At 38.7% G+C, this 15,534-nt stretch carries 13 protein-coding genes, 2 tRNA genes, 1 rRNA gene and 2 pseudogenes; 9 read left to right on the top strand and 9 right to left on the bottom strand.

The features are described from left to right. Positions 1 to 127 precede the first annotated feature (127 nt). The 3 genes from pdxA to CSB87_RS06860 are packed head-to-tail and all read left to right on the top strand — an operon-like array spanning position 128 to position 2,787. The gene (gene pdxA, locus CSB87_RS06870; RefSeq protein ID WP_004711896.1) at positions 128 to 1,111 is read left to right on the top strand and encodes a 4-hydroxythreonine-4-phosphate dehydrogenase PdxA; all 984 of its coding nucleotides are present in this window, start codon (positions 128 to 130) and stop codon (positions 1,109 to 1,111) included. 23 nt (positions 1,112 to 1,134) lie between these two features. Next, positions 1,135 to 1,947, top strand: a complete 813-nt coding sequence (gene rsmA, locus CSB87_RS06865; RefSeq protein ID WP_002048699.1) for a 16S rRNA (adenine(1518)-N(6)/adenine(1519)-N(6))-dimethyltransferase RsmA — start codon at positions 1,135 to 1,137, stop codon at positions 1,945 to 1,947. After that, positions 1,948 to 2,787 (top strand): symmetrical bis(5'-nucleosyl)-tetraphosphatase, encoded by an 840-nt coding sequence (locus CSB87_RS06860; RefSeq protein WP_031953729.1) that lies wholly within the window; start codon positions 1,948 to 1,950, stop codon positions 2,785 to 2,787. It abuts the gene before it with no gap. A gap of 38 nt (positions 2,788 to 2,825) precedes the next feature. Here the strand turns inward: CSB87_RS06860 and CSB87_RS06855 are convergent, their stop codons facing one another. The 4 genes from CSB87_RS06855 to hflX all read right to left on the bottom strand — a co-directional run bounded on the left by CSB87_RS06855 (position 2,826) and on the right by hflX (position 5,785). After that, positions 2,826 to 3,269 carry a DUF2147 domain-containing protein gene (locus CSB87_RS06855; protein ID WP_002048729.1) on the bottom strand — a complete coding sequence of 148 codons (444 nt, stop codon included), beginning with the start codon at positions 3,267 to 3,269 and terminating at the stop codon, positions 2,826 to 2,828. 82 nt (positions 3,270 to 3,351) lie between these two features. Continuing rightward, positions 3,352 to 4,026, bottom strand: a complete 675-nt coding sequence (locus tag CSB87_RS06850) for an LrgB family protein (protein WP_002048722.1) — start codon at positions 4,024 to 4,026, stop codon at positions 3,352 to 3,354. A 10-nt stretch (positions 4,027 to 4,036) separates the two neighbouring features. Further along, positions 4,037 to 4,408 carry a hypothetical protein gene (locus tag CSB87_RS06845; RefSeq protein WP_002048719.1) on the bottom strand — a complete coding sequence of 124 codons (372 nt, stop codon included), beginning with the start codon at positions 4,406 to 4,408 and terminating at the stop codon, positions 4,037 to 4,039. Positions 4,409 to 4,450: 42 nt separating this feature from the next. Further along, on the bottom strand, positions 4,451 to 5,785 hold the full coding sequence (gene hflX / locus CSB87_RS06840) for a ribosome rescue GTPase HflX (protein WP_002048698.1): 1,335 nt from the start codon (positions 5,783 to 5,785) through the stop codon (positions 4,451 to 4,453). Positions 5,786 to 5,988: 203 nt separating this feature from the next. Here hflX and CSB87_RS06835 point away from each other — a divergent pair, with 203 nt between their 5' ends. Further along, entirely contained in the window at positions 5,989 to 6,798 is an 810-nt protein-coding gene (locus CSB87_RS06835) for a lysophospholipid acyltransferase family protein (protein WP_002048714.1), read from the top strand. On the opposite strand, the gene CSB87_RS06830 is transcribed toward CSB87_RS06835, so the two are convergent. Beyond that, the gene (locus tag CSB87_RS06830; protein ID WP_016805434.1) at positions 6,799 to 8,424 is read right to left on the bottom strand and encodes a phospholipase D family protein; all 1,626 of its coding nucleotides are present in this window, start codon (positions 8,422 to 8,424) and stop codon (positions 6,799 to 6,801) included. Positions 8,425 to 8,530: 106 nt separating this feature from the next. Here CSB87_RS06830 and CSB87_RS06825 point away from each other — a divergent pair, with 106 nt between their 5' ends. Next, positions 8,531 to 9,541, top strand: a complete 1,011-nt coding sequence (locus tag CSB87_RS06825) for a metallophosphoesterase (RefSeq protein ID WP_031953730.1) — start codon at positions 8,531 to 8,533, stop codon at positions 9,539 to 9,541. A gap of 47 nt (positions 9,542 to 9,588) precedes the next feature. Here the strand turns inward: CSB87_RS06825 and CSB87_RS06820 are convergent, their stop codons facing one another. Both CSB87_RS06820 and CSB87_RS06815 read right to left on the bottom strand, forming a co-directional pair. Then, complete coding sequence (locus CSB87_RS06820; protein ID WP_031953731.1) at positions 9,589 to 10,068, bottom strand: OmpA family protein; 480 nt, start codon at positions 10,066 to 10,068, stop codon at positions 9,589 to 9,591. Positions 10,069 to 10,082: 14 nt separating this feature from the next. Beyond that, positions 10,083 to 10,661, bottom strand: a pseudogene (locus CSB87_RS06815) (diguanylate cyclase domain-containing protein); the annotation flags it as partial. A 90-nt stretch (positions 10,662 to 10,751) separates the two neighbouring features. On the opposite strand from CSB87_RS06815, the gene CSB87_RS06810 reads away from it, so the two are divergent. After that, positions 10,752 to 11,884 (top strand): IS3 family transposase gene (locus CSB87_RS06810; protein ID WP_223235881.1). Its coding sequence is split into 2 segments (ribosomal slippage): positions 10,752 to 11,004 and positions 11,004 to 11,884, totalling 1,134 coding nucleotides; the frame shifts between segments, so codons are not numbered across the junction. 62 nt (positions 11,885 to 11,946) lie between these two features. On the opposite strand, the pseudogene CSB87_RS06805 reads toward CSB87_RS06810, so the two are convergent. Together CSB87_RS06805 and CSB87_RS06800 are read right to left on the bottom strand one after the other, a co-directional pair. Beyond that, positions 11,947 to 12,591, bottom strand: a pseudogene (locus CSB87_RS06805) (CHASE sensor domain-containing protein); the annotation flags it as partial. A 5-nt stretch (positions 12,592 to 12,596) separates the two neighbouring features. Next, positions 12,597 to 13,100 carry a YfiR family protein gene (locus tag CSB87_RS06800; RefSeq protein WP_004711910.1) on the bottom strand — a complete coding sequence of 168 codons (504 nt, stop codon included), beginning with the start codon at positions 13,098 to 13,100 and terminating at the stop codon, positions 12,597 to 12,599. A 542-nt stretch (positions 13,101 to 13,642) separates the two neighbouring features. On the opposite strand from CSB87_RS06800, the gene CSB87_RS06795 reads away from it, so the two are divergent. The 3 genes from CSB87_RS06795 (at position 13,643) to CSB87_RS06785 (ending at position 15,447) form a co-directional block, all read left to right on the top strand. Beyond that, positions 13,643 to 15,180 (top strand): 16S ribosomal RNA (locus CSB87_RS06795). Between the two features lie 59 nt (positions 15,181 to 15,239). Further along, positions 15,240 to 15,316 (top strand) — tRNA-Ile (locus tag CSB87_RS06790). 55 nt (positions 15,317 to 15,371) lie between these two features. Continuing rightward, positions 15,372 to 15,447 (top strand) — tRNA-Ala (locus CSB87_RS06785). Positions 15,448 to 15,534: the final 87 nt, after the last annotated feature.

Raw genomic sequence — 15,534 nt, 5'->3', positions numbered from 1 at the left:
AACAAAAGGAGCGAGCATTCTAAACGAGTTTGTTCAAAGTCACAAGAAAAATCCAGTTTAAGTTAGATAATTTAATACATAAACTGATGAATGGCAGATATGTTAAAATGAAACAAATTCTTGTTATATGTCTGGGGTGATTGTGCTGCCTTTATATATCACTTCCGGTGAGCCTGCTGGTATTGGTCCAGATATTTGCTTAAGTCTGGCGGAACGCATTGATGAGCGTCCGATTGTTGTTTTGGCTGACCGAAATTTATTGCAACAACGTGCTCAAAAGCTAGGCATGGACATTAAGTTTTTAGAGTATACAGGGCAAGCTGAATCATGTTTGCAAGGCGAACTTTATATAGAGCACGTCGCGTTAAAAACAGAAGTCATCGATGGCCAATTAAACCCAGCTAATGCAGCTTATGTATTAGAACAATTACGTCGCTCAGCTGATTATGCAATGTCAGGTAAAAGTGTAGGTGTGGCGACTGCGCCGGTACAAAAATCGGTCATTAATGATGCAGGTATTTTATTTAGTGGCCACACTGAATATTATCAAGAGTTCGCTGGTGTAGAGCGTGTGGTCATGATGCTCGCAACAAAAACCTTGCGGGTAGCTTTAGCGACTACACATTTGCCTTTAAGAGAGGTAGCCGATGCAATTACCAAACAACGCTTACATCAAGTGATAGACATTTTACTTCATGACTTAAAAACCAAGTTTAAAATTAATGATCCAAGAGTATTAGTGTGTGGATTAAACCCTCATGCAGGTGAAGATGGATACTTGGGGCATGAAGAGATTGATACGATTAATCCGGTTCTTGAAACTTACCGCTCTCAAGGCATTAAAATCAGTTTAAGTATGCCAGCAGATACTTTATTCACTCCTGATCACCTTAAAAATACCGATGCTGTTCTTGCCATGTACCATGATCAAGGTTTACCTGTGCTAAAATCACAAGGTTTTGGTGAAGCAATTAATATCACATTGGGCTTACCGTTTATTCGAACTTCAGTCGATCATGGTACTGCTCTGTCTTTAGCTGGGACAGGTTTGGCAAAAAGCTCAAGTTTAAATGTCGCTGTCGATTTAGCTTTATCGTTGGCAGCGAGTTAAATTTTTCATGTTGGAAATGTTCTATGTATCAAATTAATGCCCTAAACCCGAAAGATGAAGGGCATAAAGCTCGTAAACGTTTTGGTCAAAACTTCTTACATGATCAGCGAGTCATTGCCAAAATTGTACGCTCTGTTAATCCGCGTCCAGGGGACAATATTGTTGAAATTGGTCCAGGTTTGGCTGCTTTAACCTCTCCTTTAATTGGAGAGTGTGAGGCTTTAACTGTAGTCGAGCTAGACCGTGACTTAGCAGCAGGCTTACCAGAACGTGTACCACATCCAGAACGTTTAACTATCGTAGAAGCTGATGCATTAAAATATGATTTTAGCCAACTTGTAAAAGATGGCCGCCCATTACGCGTTGTTGGTAATTTGCCTTATAACATTTCTACACCATTACTTTTTCATCTCTTGGAATTTGGTAGTCAAGTTAAAGACATGCATTTCATGTTGCAAAAAGAAGTGGTAGAACGTATTACTGCTGAACCAAATACAAAAGAATATGGTCGTTTATCGGTAATGATTCAATATTATTGTCAGCCTACCTTTTTATTTGAAGTACCTGCCGGCGCATTTAATCCGCCACCAAAAGTGACCAGTGCTGTATTCCGTTTAGTTCCTTACGAACAAAAACCGATTGTTGCGAAAGATGAGAAAGCTTTAGCTCGTTTGGTTGCACACGTATTTACTCAACGTCGTAAAACTCTAAGAAACAGTCTTAAAGGTATGTTAGCTGAAGATGGCTTCGAAAAAGCAGGAGTCGATCCAATGGCTCGTCCAGAAACTTTGACACTTGCTGAGTTCGTAGCTTTGGCAGATCAAATGGTGGCATAAATGACCAAGCGTTATAACTATGTAATTGGAGATGTGCAAGGTTGTTTTGAAGCACTTAAAGCATTACTAAAAGAAATGCGTTTTGATCCTGATCAGGATTTTATTTGGTTTGCTGGTGATTTGGTTGCACGTGGGGAGAACTCGGTAGGTGCACTGCGTTTCATTAAGAAACTAGCCGATCGAGGGGCTGCCGCTACAGTATTGGGTAATCATGACTTAACACTCATTGCTTGTGCTCGTGGTCTTAAAGAAATTAAAGAAAAAGATCGTACGCAGGACGTTATTGATGCTGTGGATGGTGATGAACTCATCGACTGGCTGCGTAAACAACCATTATGTTTATTTCCAAATGAACAAACTGTGCTAACGCATGCAGGTATACCTTGTATTTGGAGTGCATCAAAAACGGCTGCGGTAGCGAAAGAAGTTGAAGCGGTATTATCAGATGATGATCTGTCTGTGCTAGATGCTTTTTTGGCTGAAATGTATGGTTCGAAACCGGATCTTTGGACAGATGACTTAACTGGTAATGACCGTCTACGCTGCATTACCAATTATTTAACACGTATGCGTTTGACCAATGCAGAAGGTACTTTGGAATTTAGTTTTAAAGATACTTTAGATGCACCAATGCCGGAAGGTTATTTACCTTGGTTTGAATTTCCAAGTAAAGCTGCACAAACACATCAAATATTTTTTGGACATTGGGCGGCTTTAGAAGGCAGAACTATTAGTGATCATATTCAAAATGTTGATGGTGGTTGTGTGTGGGGTAAGAACTTAATTGCTTACCGTCTTGAAGATCAGCAAATATTTTCAGTAGTTAACCCTGTGATGTAATAAAAAAGCCGCATAAGCGGCTTTTTTATTTTCGAAAATTATTCTAGTCGAATCCAGATTTGATTGCGGCCTAAAGCAGAAACTCCAAGATAGCCGCGCATATGTAGACGGTTACCATTTGCACTGAGTTTGGCTTTTAATCCGTAAACTTTACCAGTATTTGGATCTAGAATTTTTCCTCCGGTATAGGTTGTACTATCAACTTGTTTTAAGCCAGTCGCAATATCCAAACCTACAATATGTTTATTGGTATAAGGCGCTGGACAGTTATCACAAATTTCTTTTGGTGTATAACCCGGACGCGGTGTGATTTTTACAACTTTTCCTGCATACGTACCATTCGCCTCTTTACGTATTTCTACGTGAGCCTTAGGTGTGCCAGTTTTATCGTCAATTGTTTGCCAAAGACCGGTAATATCGGCTGCAAAAGTAGCAGTATTCATTCCCAATAGGAGCAAAGCTCCAACAAAAAATTTCCCCATAATCAAAAATCCTTTTAGATTTGAAAGTCCATCTTATTTCTAATTAATAACGGGTTCAATGTTTATTTAAACTACTTTTTAATCAATGTATTCCAAAAGATAACATGAAGGTGGGTAGCCAGATTGCAGTAAATACCCCATTTAAGGCCATACCAAATGCAGCATAACGACCCGCAACAGGGCCACGCTGCCAAGCTTGAGCAGTTCCAATTGCATGGGCAGCTAAGCCTAGAGCTAAACCTGATGCTCTTTCATCATGAATATGCTTAAGTAAAAATGGTGAAAATGCTGCACCAATAACGCCAGATAAAATCACGATCAGAGTGACTAAAGTTTCTGGAGCATGTAATAAAGTCGCGATATTTAAAGCAATAGGTGTAGTTACAGCGCGTGTAGCAAAAGCCAAAATAGTAGGCTCAGACATATGCAATAAATAAGCGAGTCCCATTGGTAAAGCAACAGCACTAATACTTGCAAAGCATAAAATGCCAATAACCGATTTAAGAGGTAAGTCGTCATAACGCATCGCAGCTAATGGTATAGCTAAAGCAACTGTGACATATCCTAATAAATGGCTAAATAAATCATTTACGTAAATACGGTATTCTTCATAAGGAACTTTCAAGATTGATAATAAACCAATCACAATGAACATACCAAAAACTAAAAGAGGCACTTGAGGGAAACGACGGTTTAAAGGTTTTGCACAAAGATAGCCAACTAGCGTAATCAAAAATCCATATAAAATCATAAACATTTTATTCTCCTTATAACCAATGTTTGGCCATTTTTGCATAGACCCACAAGGGTATAAGGGTGCTCACCACTAATACAAAGAGAAACAAAGGAATTTCTTTACCCATATGCACCAACATAATTAATGAACCTGCACAAATGGGTAAAAAAGCAAAACCACTTTCTTTCATAATTTTATTATTGGTGTCGACTAGTCTTAAGGGGATTTTCTTAAACTTGCGCCAAATGAGTAAGATGATGAGTAAACTAATTAAACCAACTAAGTTACCTAATTCTGGATGACCAAAAGCACGCATAACGACGACTGAGCCTTCACGGAAACCGATAATAAGTAGAAAAGTTCCTACCCATGCTGCCCAATCTATACTTTTGATCTTATCCATATTTTTTATCTCTAAAAGTGTACTTATCAAGTTTTAACTGATCTAGTGCTTGATTTCAAACTCTTCCAATGGTCTTTTAAACTGACTCGCCCGTTCACCTAATATCTCGTCGATAGGGAGTTTGGCTTGACGAATTAACTGCTCAAGCTTATGAGGTGCAATTCGTATATCAATATGTAAAATTCCTTCATCATCATAATGTTCAGATTCGATCACATTTAAAGCATAAAGCTGGGTACGCAATTTGCCATAAGCAGGTTTAAGTTTTAATGAGAATTGTTGAAGTTGCCCCATTAAACATTCTTGGACTGCTTGACGTAGTAAATCTAGCCCTAAACCTGAATGTGCTGAAACATACACACGATCAGGAACATGAGGCTGTGAATAAATAATTTTAGCCTCTTCACCACTTAAATCGATTTTGTTGTATACACGAAGGACAGGTGAATCTGCTCCAATTTCTTTTAAAACCCCTTCAACAGCTTCAATCTGATCAAGCATGTCATGGCTACTACTGTCAATGACATGTAAAAGTAGGGTGGCTTCAAGCGTTTCTTCTAAAGTTGCTTTAAAAGATTCAACTAGATCATGTTGTAGGTTTCGCACAAAACCTACAGTATCTGCAAGAACAACAGTACCAATACCATCCCATTCTAAACGACGTAAGGTTGGATCAAGAGTTGCAAACAGTTGGTCGGCTGCATACACATCGCTTTTTGCTAAAATATTAAATAATGTGGATTTACCCGCATTGGTGTAACCTACCAAGGATACGGTTGGGATTGAAGCTTTTTGTCTTGCCGCCCGCCCTTGTATACGAGTTTGATGAACTTTATCTAACTTATCTTTTAATTGTGTAATACGCACACGAATGAGGCGACGGTCTGTTTCGAGTTGGGTTTCACCGGGACCACGTAAGCCAATACCACCTTTTTGTTGTTCAAAGTCAGCAGACCAACCACGAATCAGGCGAGTTGATAAATGTTTAAGCTGAGCAAGCTCGACTTGTAATTTACCCTCATGGGTGCGGGCACGCAGCGCAAAAATATCTAGAATTAAACCAGTACGGTCAATGACTCGGCATTTTAATATTCTTTCTAAATTTCGTTCTTGAGCAGGTGTTAAAGCATGATCAAAAATAACCAGTCCTGCTTCTAAATCACGAACTTGTTCTGCAATTTCATCGACTTTACCGGAACCAATAAAAAACTTAGGATTTGGCTTATTACGTTGCACTTTAATGTGTTCAAGAATATCTGCACCAGCAGACTGTGCAAGTAGAGCAAACTCTTCGGCATCCAGATCATCTAATAATTGTACAGACACACTCACTAATATTGTGCGTTCACCGCCTTGATGCCGATCAACATATTCCACGTGGTTATAAATCCTGAAAAGGCTAAAACTTTATTCTAGTGGAAACTTGAGTAAAAGGGGAAAGGGTTTGCTCTTATCCTTTAGATTATTTACATACATTTTATTTTTTATTTGCTTCTATCGCATAGCGATGCAAGTTTATTCCGAAACGTATAGAATGGCTCGAGATGGGTATAACAATGATTGATCGTTAGTGAAATTTTATGGCTCAAACGCAAAGTATAGTGAATTCAACATTAAAGAAATTTTCAAAAATAGGTTTGTACGGAAAAAAAGTTACTTCAGCGACAGCGGCAATCAGTGAAGGTTTTTACTTAGTTTATCGTCATGGACTTTATAAAGATCCAAATAACCCTGTTAACACACGATACGTCCAATATTTTTGCCGCCGTTTATGTAAAGTCTTTAACCTCGATGTTCAAGTGCATGGCACCATTCCGAGAGAACCGGCTTTATGGGTAAGTAATCATATATCTTGGCTTGATATTGCTGTTTTAGGTTCAGGTGCGCGTGTATTCTTTTTAGCGAAGGCCGAAATAGAAAATTGGCCTATTCTTGGCAACTTAGCAAAAGGCGGTGGCACTTTATTTATTAAGCGTGGGTCTGGTGACTCTATTAGAATTAGAGAGCAAATTGCTGGATTCTTAAAACAAAATATTCCAGTTTTATTCTTCCCAGAAGCGACTACTACAGATGGTCATTCTGTTAAAAAAGTTCATGGTCGTTTACTTGGAGCTGCTATTGAAGCAGAGCGTCCGGTACAGGTATGTTTAATCTGTTATGTAAATCGTCATGGCGAATTAGATACCGTTGCACCATTTATTGGGGAGATGTCTTTTGTTGAGCATATTCAGCGTGTGCTAGAAATGCCGAAAGTAACGGCTCATTTATTAACATTGCCTCCTATCTCGGTAGAAGGACATGATGTAAAAAGTTTAACTCAAGAAGTCCAACAAAAAATGGTAGAAGGTTTGGCTCAATTACATCAAAAAGTACTTAAGCCAAAAAGTTAATTACATAAAACCTTCGAGAGGCAGCCATGAAAGAAACTTCATGCCTGCCTTTTGCCACCATTTCATTTCTGGCTCTTTTTTATAAATGACAGGGCCTTTTGAGGTTTCTTGTTGCCAATAAATATTATTATTCGGATCTAGTTTTAATTTATAAGCATACTTATTTAAATTTTCATCCATCGTATGGTGAATTGTTTTAGCCAGTGATGGGCTATCTAAAATTACACCAATTTCAGTATTTAAATAGGCTGAACGTGGGTCAAAATTAAATGATCCAATAAAAACCTGTTCATCTAATGCCATGAGTTTAGTATGTAAACTTGAGCGACTTAAACCTTTCATGTTTACTTTTGCTTTGGTTGCCAACTCATCCGTATTTTTATTTAAATTACGTTTATCTGGAGTTGGTAAAAACTCATAAAGTTGTACGCCGTTTTTCAAAAGCTCTTTTCGGTATCGACCATAAAATGCATGAACCACAGCAACATCATTGGCTTTAAATGAATTTGTTAAAACACGAACTTCTACCCCTTCTTTGGCGAGGGTACTTAAAATTTTAGCGCCTTGCTTTTCAGGAATAAAATAAGCAGAAATCAAATCAACATTGCTTTCTGGTTTTTCCAAATGATTAATCAATTGGAAATTCAAATGCTCTTCTTTTTTTGCTTTTGACTTAATTTTATCAGGGGAGTCTTTTACAACCTCTGCCTTCACCCAGTCAAACTGAATGTTATGGTCTAACCATTTATCAAAAGCATGCGATCTAGACGTTAAATTGAGAAAGTTTTGAACAGTGGCTTGTTGATAGTGAGCATCTAGTTGTTCTTTCAAACTTTCATATCGTAAACGGTGTTGTTGAGCACTGACAATACTCTGGACTGAGTATGCATATTCATGATTCCAGTAGTCATCAAAAGAATTTACGATATCATCAACAGCAGCACCGACTAACATGACATCGACATCAGAGAATTGATAACTATCACTAACGTTATAATACTGATTTGTCATATTACGCCCACCAATAAGCGCAACCTGATTATCGGCAATAAAACTCTTATTATGCATACGATGATTGATACGCTTTAAGTCTAATAGCATATCCATCGCACGGTATTTACGAAAACGGTATGGGTTAAATAATTTAACTTCAATATTTTTATGCTGAGAAAGGGCCAGTAAAACACCTTCCATCTTTTTAGCATTATTATCATCAATCAATAAACGCACTTTAACGCCACGATCGGCAGCACGAATAATGGCATGTAAAGCTAAAGCACCGACCTTATCGTTATCCCAAATATAGTACTGTAAGTCTAAAGTCTTCTCGGCTTTATCAATCAACCTTAAACGAGCTGCGAGAGCTTCTAACGGATCATTTAAAATGTGGTAACCCGTTAAATTTGGATTTTGCTCACGTAAAGGTGTAATAATTTTTGCAAGTGAAGTTTGAGATGTATCGATATCACGCGCGTATTGAACTGGTTCAACCCGATGTTTAGGTAGCGTGCTACAACCTGTCAAAGTTACAGCAAAACTTGAACAGACAATTAAAGAAGCTTTGATCAAAAAGCCTTTAGCCTGTTGATGAGTTTGAAGCTGTTTGGAATGAAAGGATTGTGCCATAATCAATACATACGATAAGGTGAGCTAGAGTATAATTCGTGCATATTGAAAGATAAATATTGAATTTGATTACTAGCAATCAATATAAGATAAGTCGAGAATCGTAATGTGGAACCCAAATTCAATCATCTTTTGTTTTTACTTTATTTTTTCAATACTTGCCTTATGGGGAATTGTCGAAGCTTGGGTTCATCAATCGCGTACCGAGACGATTCATCCATTTAAAGCTTTTGTTCACTTACTTGCTTTTTATCTATCTTATCTTCTTATTCCACTTTGGTTCTTTAATTTATATGCAGGTTGGATGGGGTATTACTCAATTCATCAGACTATTTTTATATTTTTATTAAGCGGTATTCTCATTTATGCGCGTTTTATAGAACCACATATGGTACGAGTCGATGTTCATCAGTATCGTTTGAATCCAGACCGCCGTTTTAATAAGCCTGTAAAAGTTGCTTTAATTGCCGATTTACATATAGGTTTATTTTCTGGCCATGAGCGACAACTCAAAATCATTGTGAAAAAACTCAATGAGCAACAGCCAGACTTAGTGGTTGTGGCAGGAGACTGGACTTATGAGCCAGAAGATAAGTTGGTGCAAGAATTGAGTGTACTCAAAGATATTCAGGCCCCTGTGTATTCTGTTCCTGGAAATCATGATGAACAATATCCAGGGCCTCCTATTCAACAACTATTAAAAGATGCGCTTCACTACAATGAAGTTATGGATATTGAAGGGAAAATTGTTGAATTTGATGAATTTCGTTTAATTGGTATTGGTGATCTTTGGGCTGGGAAAACCGATATGCGTTCAATGCCAGACTTACCTCAAGATAAGCCTTGGTTAATTTTGTCCCATAACCCCGATACTGTAGATATGGTTCCCAAATTACCTAATCGCCCCTTAATGTTATCTGGACATACTCATGGGGGACAGGTCGAACTTCCTTGGGTAACCAACTATATTATGAAAAAAGTATCAATCTTAGGTCATAAACGTGGCTTTTATTCACATGAACATGCTGATGTTTTCGTCACCGTAGGAACGGGTATGGTTGGAATACCATTAAGATTTCGGGTGCCGCCTACTATTGATATTATTGAGCTTGTATAAAATAAAAAAGCCAATCACAAAGGATTGGCTTTTTTATAATTAGAAACCTAAGGAATAATAACGATTGCAACACGACGGTTAATTGCCCGATTTTCATTGGTTGTATTCGGTACATAGGGTTGAGTTGAACCACGCCCAATAACGTAAATATTTTCCTTTTTAAAACCGTGAGTCAAGAAAAGGTTCGCAACACTTTGCGCGCGTTCTTCAGATAACTTTTGGTTGTATTCAGGATTACCTACATCGTCAGTGTGACCAACAATTTTTAATTTATTCAAATCATATTTATTCAATTGATTTGCTAAACGTGTGAGCTCTGCCTCATGACTTTGTTTTAATGTTGCGTCATTAAAATCAAATAATAAGCGTTCTGGTAAACCTAGAGTCCAACCTTCATTAGTAAGTACAAAACCCTCTTTTTTTAGCATTTTTACTTGACGATATTTCAAAGGACCAAAACTCAAGCAGCCTGCAAGCACAATGCACAGCAATGCAATAAAGGAGAGTTTCAAAGATCTTGTATTCATAAATTAGCCTAAATTTAATTCTCTGGTTTATAAATAAACCAATGTTGCTCAGAAGTCTTAGCCTTATACATCGCTTGATCTGCTTGCATAATAAAATCTTCTGGACTAGACGCAAATTGGGATAAAGCAATCCCTACACTAAAACTGAAATAAATCGTTTGATCATTTAGATGCAAAGGTTCTTTACAGCTTTCGAGTAAATTTTCAGCAATAGATATTAAATGATCAGCATGCGTAATGGAATGCAAAATAACCGCAAATTCATCTCCGCCTAAACGGGCAATAAAGTCTTGATGACGTAAGCGCGTTTGTAACCTTTTCGCCATCTCTTTCAAAACTTCATCACCAGCTAAGTGTCCGAACTGATCATTAATTGATTTAAAGTTGTTGTTATCTATGAACAATAAGGCCGACTTGTTGTCAAAATCCTTATCTTCAAACATATCTAACAATATTTGATAAAAATAATGTCTATTCGGTAATAAAGTAAGCTGGTCATGATGGGCTTGAAAAGATAATTTACGATTTTCCTTTTGCAGTTGATTATCCCAAATCTGAATTTCTTCAAGTAACTCATTAAATACGGTATTTAGATAGAGGTGGATCAGGAAATTTGAACAACACTTATAAGTGATATTTTGCTCCCCAAATGATGTTATAAACATCAATATATGGAGTATTTTATGGCACGTAGACCAAGAAGAAATCATTCAAATGATTTTAAAGCTAAGGTAGCACTTGCTGCGATTAAAGCAGAAAAAACACTTGCTGAATTGAGTGCTGAATTTGATGTTCATCAAAACCAAATTATCGACTGGAAAAATCAACTGATTTCAGCTTCCTCGCAAGCTTTCGATCAATCAAAAGCTCCAACAGAACCACCCATCGATCTAAAAAAACTACATGCAAAAATCGGTGAGCAGGCATTAGAAATTGATTTTTTAGAAGGTGTGTTGAAGAAACTGGGCCGCTTCAACCACAAAAGTTAATCGATGACTCACTTCAGATTTCAGTATCTAAGCAAGCTCAGCTGCTGAAAGTCTCCCGTGGTTGTTATTACTATCGCCCAAAACCTGTGAGTGCATCAGATCTGAAGCTGATGCGCTGTATGGATGAGTTACATATGCAATACCCTTTTGCAGGTAGCCGTATGATGCGTGATTTGTTGAATCGTCAAGGACATCATATAGGACGACGTCATACACGTACTTTAATGAAGAAAATGGGCATTAATGCGTTATATTGCAAACCAAATTTAAGCCAGGCTAATCAAGCTCACCGCAAATATCCATATCTGCTCAAAGGATTGGCTATTCAGCGCAGTAATCAAGTGTGGTCTACGGATATAACGTATATCCCTATGGCAAAAGGCTTTGTTTATTTATGTGCTGTGATTGATTGGCATAGCCGCAAGGTACTTGCGCATAGAGTATCGATTAGTATGGAGGTTACATTTTGCATAGAAACATTAAATGAAGCTATTGAAAAATATGGTCGACCTGAAATATTTAATACAGACCAAGGCAGTCAGTTTACCAGTGATGCATTTATTGATGTATTGAAATCAAATGGCATTCAAATCAGTATGGATGGTAAAGGTCGATGGGTTGATAATGTGATGGTTGAACGATTATGGCGGAGCGTTAAATATGAAGAGGTGTATCTCAAAGCCTACAGCAATGTTTTGGATGCGAAGAAGCAATTAAACGCATATTTTGAATTTTATAATTTGAAACGACCTCATTCGAGTCTGGACAAAATGACTCCAGATGAGTTTTACTATGACCAGCTACCACAACAAAATAAGGTAGCTTAACTAGAGCAGAGTATCACTTATAAATAAGCTTTTAGTTGTTCAAACATGTGGGACCACCTCTGATCTTGAAACTCTTTAATTCGGTTATAAGGAAAACGAAGGTTATAAGCTTTTTGTTCACTTACGATTTGAGCAATATTTGTGAGTGGATAAATCGCTTGCATAATTTGACGATAAGTCAAATTCACTGACCACCATAAAGCACAAACAATAAATAGCATTGCAATCGCAAGACCGACCATAATCATCTTTAAAAATTGCAATATTTTTTCAGAGCTACCAAAAAGTGTGAGTTCACCTACATTCTGCTGGTGATGATAAATTGTTAAATGTACCGGCTCATTTAAAAACCAGTGATCAAACCATCCTTCTAAAACTGAAGTTTGACTCGACAATTTAAAGCTTTGTGCAATTAAATGATGTTCAGAATCATAAATATGAATTGCTCGAATAGAATGATCATTTGTATATTCATTTAAAATCTGTTCTATCGTGATCTTGTCATTAAATACGACAGCTGGCTGAATACGCTCTAGAAGCGTATGGCTGAGTAACTGCAAATTCTGCTTTGCATAAGTTTCCATAGTAAAAACGGAAATAGATACAAAGGTAAAAGAACAAATAAAAAAAGTAATAGCAAAAATCGTAAATTGAGACTTTCTAAAAAGAGCATGTAGAGAAGTGGACTGATACAACTTGGATATCATAGCCCTTACTCCGCATTCTTAGCCAAGAGTAATACCCTTGGATCAATATGGACCTTGGAGTGGCTTAATGCATCTAAGTTAACTTTAAAAGTGGTGTAATTATTTTGGTCATATAAGCAAAAGATACTACCAACTTCACATTCTGGATTATTAATACTTAAAGAAAGCAAAGAACGATATGGATAATTTTGAATTAAATTTTGTTGCTGCTGAGGAGAGGTTGTAGAGAAATAAACAGCTTGGCAATGCGACTTAGGAAAATCTTTAGCATTAACCGTTTGTACACGATAGTTATAAGATAATTGCTGAATATAAGACTGAAAAGTAGAAGTAATTGAAGCATTATCAATTACACAAAGAGTAGGAGTGCTTACATTCTCCCATTTGCTATAACTTAAAATAGATAAAGTCAGCACATAGAAATTATGTTTTGAATTGGCATACGCAGGCCCACTCGTAGCAAACACTACAAGTATGCAGAATAATACTTTCTTAGCGGAGTGCCACATGGTGAGTTAATGCCAAATCAATTGCACGAATAATCTATTCTACATGAAGTTGATTAACTAAAAAAAGTTTAATATCTCATCTAATTTTGACTAAAAAGCCTAAAAAATGATCGGTTGATGCGTAGGATGTTAAAAAGGTATTGCAAAGGTAAGTTAATGGTCTATAATGCACATCCATCGGCGGTGATGCAGATAGAAACTTGTTGAAAAACAGTTACTTGAGATTAAGTTGATTGCTTTAAGTGATGAATTTAATGTTAAGTTGGTTTGAGAAATAAGTTTTAAAAATATCGAAATTACCTGTTGACTTTTAAGAGATTAAGAGTAATATAGCCGACCTAGCTTGCTGGTGACGAACCAGGAAGAAGATCATTAAGAGAATTGAAGAACAACTTGTGTGGATTTTTACTGATTGATTAATCGAAATAATTTTCATTGATTGATTGGTTTAAATTACTCGAAGTTTATTTAAGCGAAATTTAAGTCAGTAATTGATGAGCCAGAATTGGCACCTTGTCTATAAATAAGGTGCAAAATGATTTTAACTGAAGAGTTTGATCATGGCTCAGATTGAACGCTGGCGGCAGGCTTAACACATGCAAGTCGAGCGGGGGAAGGTAGCTTGCTACTGGACCTAGCGGCGGACGGGTGAGTAATGCTTAGGAATCTGCCTATTAGTGGGGGACAACATCTCGAAAGGGATGCTAATACCGCATACGTCCTACGGGAGAAAGCAGGGGATCTTCGGACCTTGCGCTAATAGATGAGCCTAAGTCGGATTAGCTAGTTGGTGGGGTAAAGGCCTACCAAGGCGACGATCTGTAGCGGGTCTGAGAGGATGATCCGCCACACTGGGACTGAGACACGGCCCAGACTCCTACGGGAGGCAGCAGTGGGGAATATTGGACAATGGGCGCAAGCCTGATCCAGCCATGCCGCGTGTGTGAAGAAGGCCTTATGGTTGTAAAGCACTTTAAGCGAGGAGGAGGCTACTTTAGATAATACCTAGAGATAGTGGACGTTACTCGCAGAATAAGCACCGGCTAACTCTGTGCCAGCAGCCGCGGTAATACAGAGGGTGCAAGCGTTAATCGGATTTACTGGGCGTAAAGCGCGCGTAGGCGGCTAATTAAGTCAAATGTGAAATCCCCGAGCTTAACTTGGGAATTGCATTCGATACTGGTTAGCTAGAGTGTGGGAGAGGATGGTAGAATTCCAGGTGTAGCGGTGAAATGCGTAGAGATCTGGAGGAATACCGATGGCGAAGGCAGCCATCTGGCCTAACACTGACGCTGAGGTGCGAAAGCATGGGGAGCAAACAGGATTAGATACCCTGGTAGTCCATGCCGTAAACGATGTCTACTAGCCGTTGGGGCCTTTGAGGCTTTAGTGGCGCAGCTAACGCGATAAGTAGACCGCCTGGGGAGTACGGTCGCAAGACTAAAACTCAAATGAATTGACGGGGGCCCGCACAAGCGGTGGAGCATGTGGTTTAATTCGATGCAACGCGAAGAACCTTACCTGGCCTTGACATAGTAAGAACTTTCCAGAGATGGATTGGTGCCTTCGGGAACTTACATACAGGTGCTGCATGGCTGTCGTCAGCTCGTGTCGTGAGATGTTGGGTTAAGTCCCGCAACGAGCGCAACCCTTTTCCTTATTTGCCAGCGAGTAATGTCGGGAACTTTAAGGATACTGCCAGTGACAAACTGGAGGAAGGCGGGGACGACGTCAAGTCATCATGGCCCTTACGGCCAGGGCTACACACGTGCTACAATGGTCGGTACAAAGGGTTGCTACACAGCGATGTGATGCTAATCTCAAAAAGCCGATCGTAGTCCGGATTGGAGTCTGCAACTCGACTCCATGAAGTCGGAATCGCTAGTAATCGCGGATCAGAATGCCGCGGTGAATACGTTCCCGGGCCTTGTACACACCGCCCGTCACACCATGGGAGTTTGTTGCACCAGAAGTAGCTAGCCTAACTGCAAAGAGGGCGGTTACCACGGTGTGGCCGATGACTGGGGTGAAGTCGTAACAAGGTAGCCGTAGGGGAACCTGCGGCTGGATCACCTCCTTAACGAAAGATTGACGATTGGTAAGAATCCACAACAAGTTGTTCTTCATAGATGTATCTGAGGGTCTGTAGCTCAGTTGGTTAGAGCACACGCTTGATAAGCGTGGGGTCACAAGTTCAAGTCTTGTCAGACCCACCATGACTTTGACTGGTTAAAGTTATAGATAAAAGATACATGACTGATGATGTAAGCTGGGGACTTAGCTTAGTTGGTAGAGCGCCTGCTTTGCACGCAGGAGGTCAGGAGTTCGACTCTCCTAGTCTCCACCAGAACTTAAGATAAGTTCGGATTACAGAAATTAGTAAATAGAGATTTCGGTCTTGGTTTATTAACTTCTGTGATTTAAGTATCACGGT

The organism is Acinetobacter sp. AR_0276 (assembly GCF_003000705.1).
Taxonomy (GTDB): domain Bacteria; phylum Pseudomonadota; class Gammaproteobacteria; order Pseudomonadales; family Moraxellaceae; genus Acinetobacter; species Acinetobacter nosocomialis.
The sequence above is the reverse complement of the archived record's forward strand: the minus strand, read 5'-3'. Positions and strand labels throughout refer to the sequence as shown.

Excerpts from the sequence above, each read along its gene's own strand:
- CSB87_RS06855 (WP_002048729.1), bottom strand. The coding sequence starts at position 3,269 with ATGGGGAAATTTTTTGTTGGAGCTTTGCTCCTATTGGGAATGAATACT.
- CSB87_RS06860 (WP_031953729.1), top strand. The coding sequence starts at position 1,948 with ATGACCAAGCGTTATAACTATGTAATTGGAGATGTGCAAGGTTGTTTT.
- pdxA (WP_004711896.1), top strand. The coding sequence starts at position 128 with ATGTCTGGGGTGATTGTGCTGCCTTTATATATCACTTCCGGTGAGCCT.
- CSB87_RS06820 (WP_031953731.1), bottom strand. The coding sequence starts at position 10,068 with ATGAATACAAGATCTTTGAAACTCTCCTTTATTGCATTGCTGTGCATT.
- rsmA (WP_002048699.1), top strand. The coding sequence starts at position 1,135 with ATGTATCAAATTAATGCCCTAAACCCGAAAGATGAAGGGCATAAAGCT.
- CSB87_RS06835 (WP_002048714.1), top strand. The coding sequence starts at position 5,989 with ATGGCTCAAACGCAAAGTATAGTGAATTCAACATTAAAGAAATTTTCA.
- CSB87_RS06850 (WP_002048722.1), bottom strand. The coding sequence starts at position 4,026 with ATGTTTATGATTTTATATGGATTTTTGATTACGCTAGTTGGCTATCTT.
- CSB87_RS06845 (WP_002048719.1), bottom strand. The coding sequence starts at position 4,408 with ATGGATAAGATCAAAAGTATAGATTGGGCAGCATGGGTAGGAACTTTT.
- CSB87_RS06830 (WP_016805434.1), bottom strand. The coding sequence starts at position 8,424 with ATGGCACAATCCTTTCATTCCAAACAGCTTCAAACTCATCAACAGGCT.
- CSB87_RS06825 (WP_031953730.1), top strand. The coding sequence starts at position 8,531 with ATGTGGAACCCAAATTCAATCATCTTTTGTTTTTACTTTATTTTTTCA.
- CSB87_RS06800 (WP_004711910.1), bottom strand. The coding sequence starts at position 13,100 with ATGTGGCACTCCGCTAAGAAAGTATTATTCTGCATACTTGTAGTGTTT.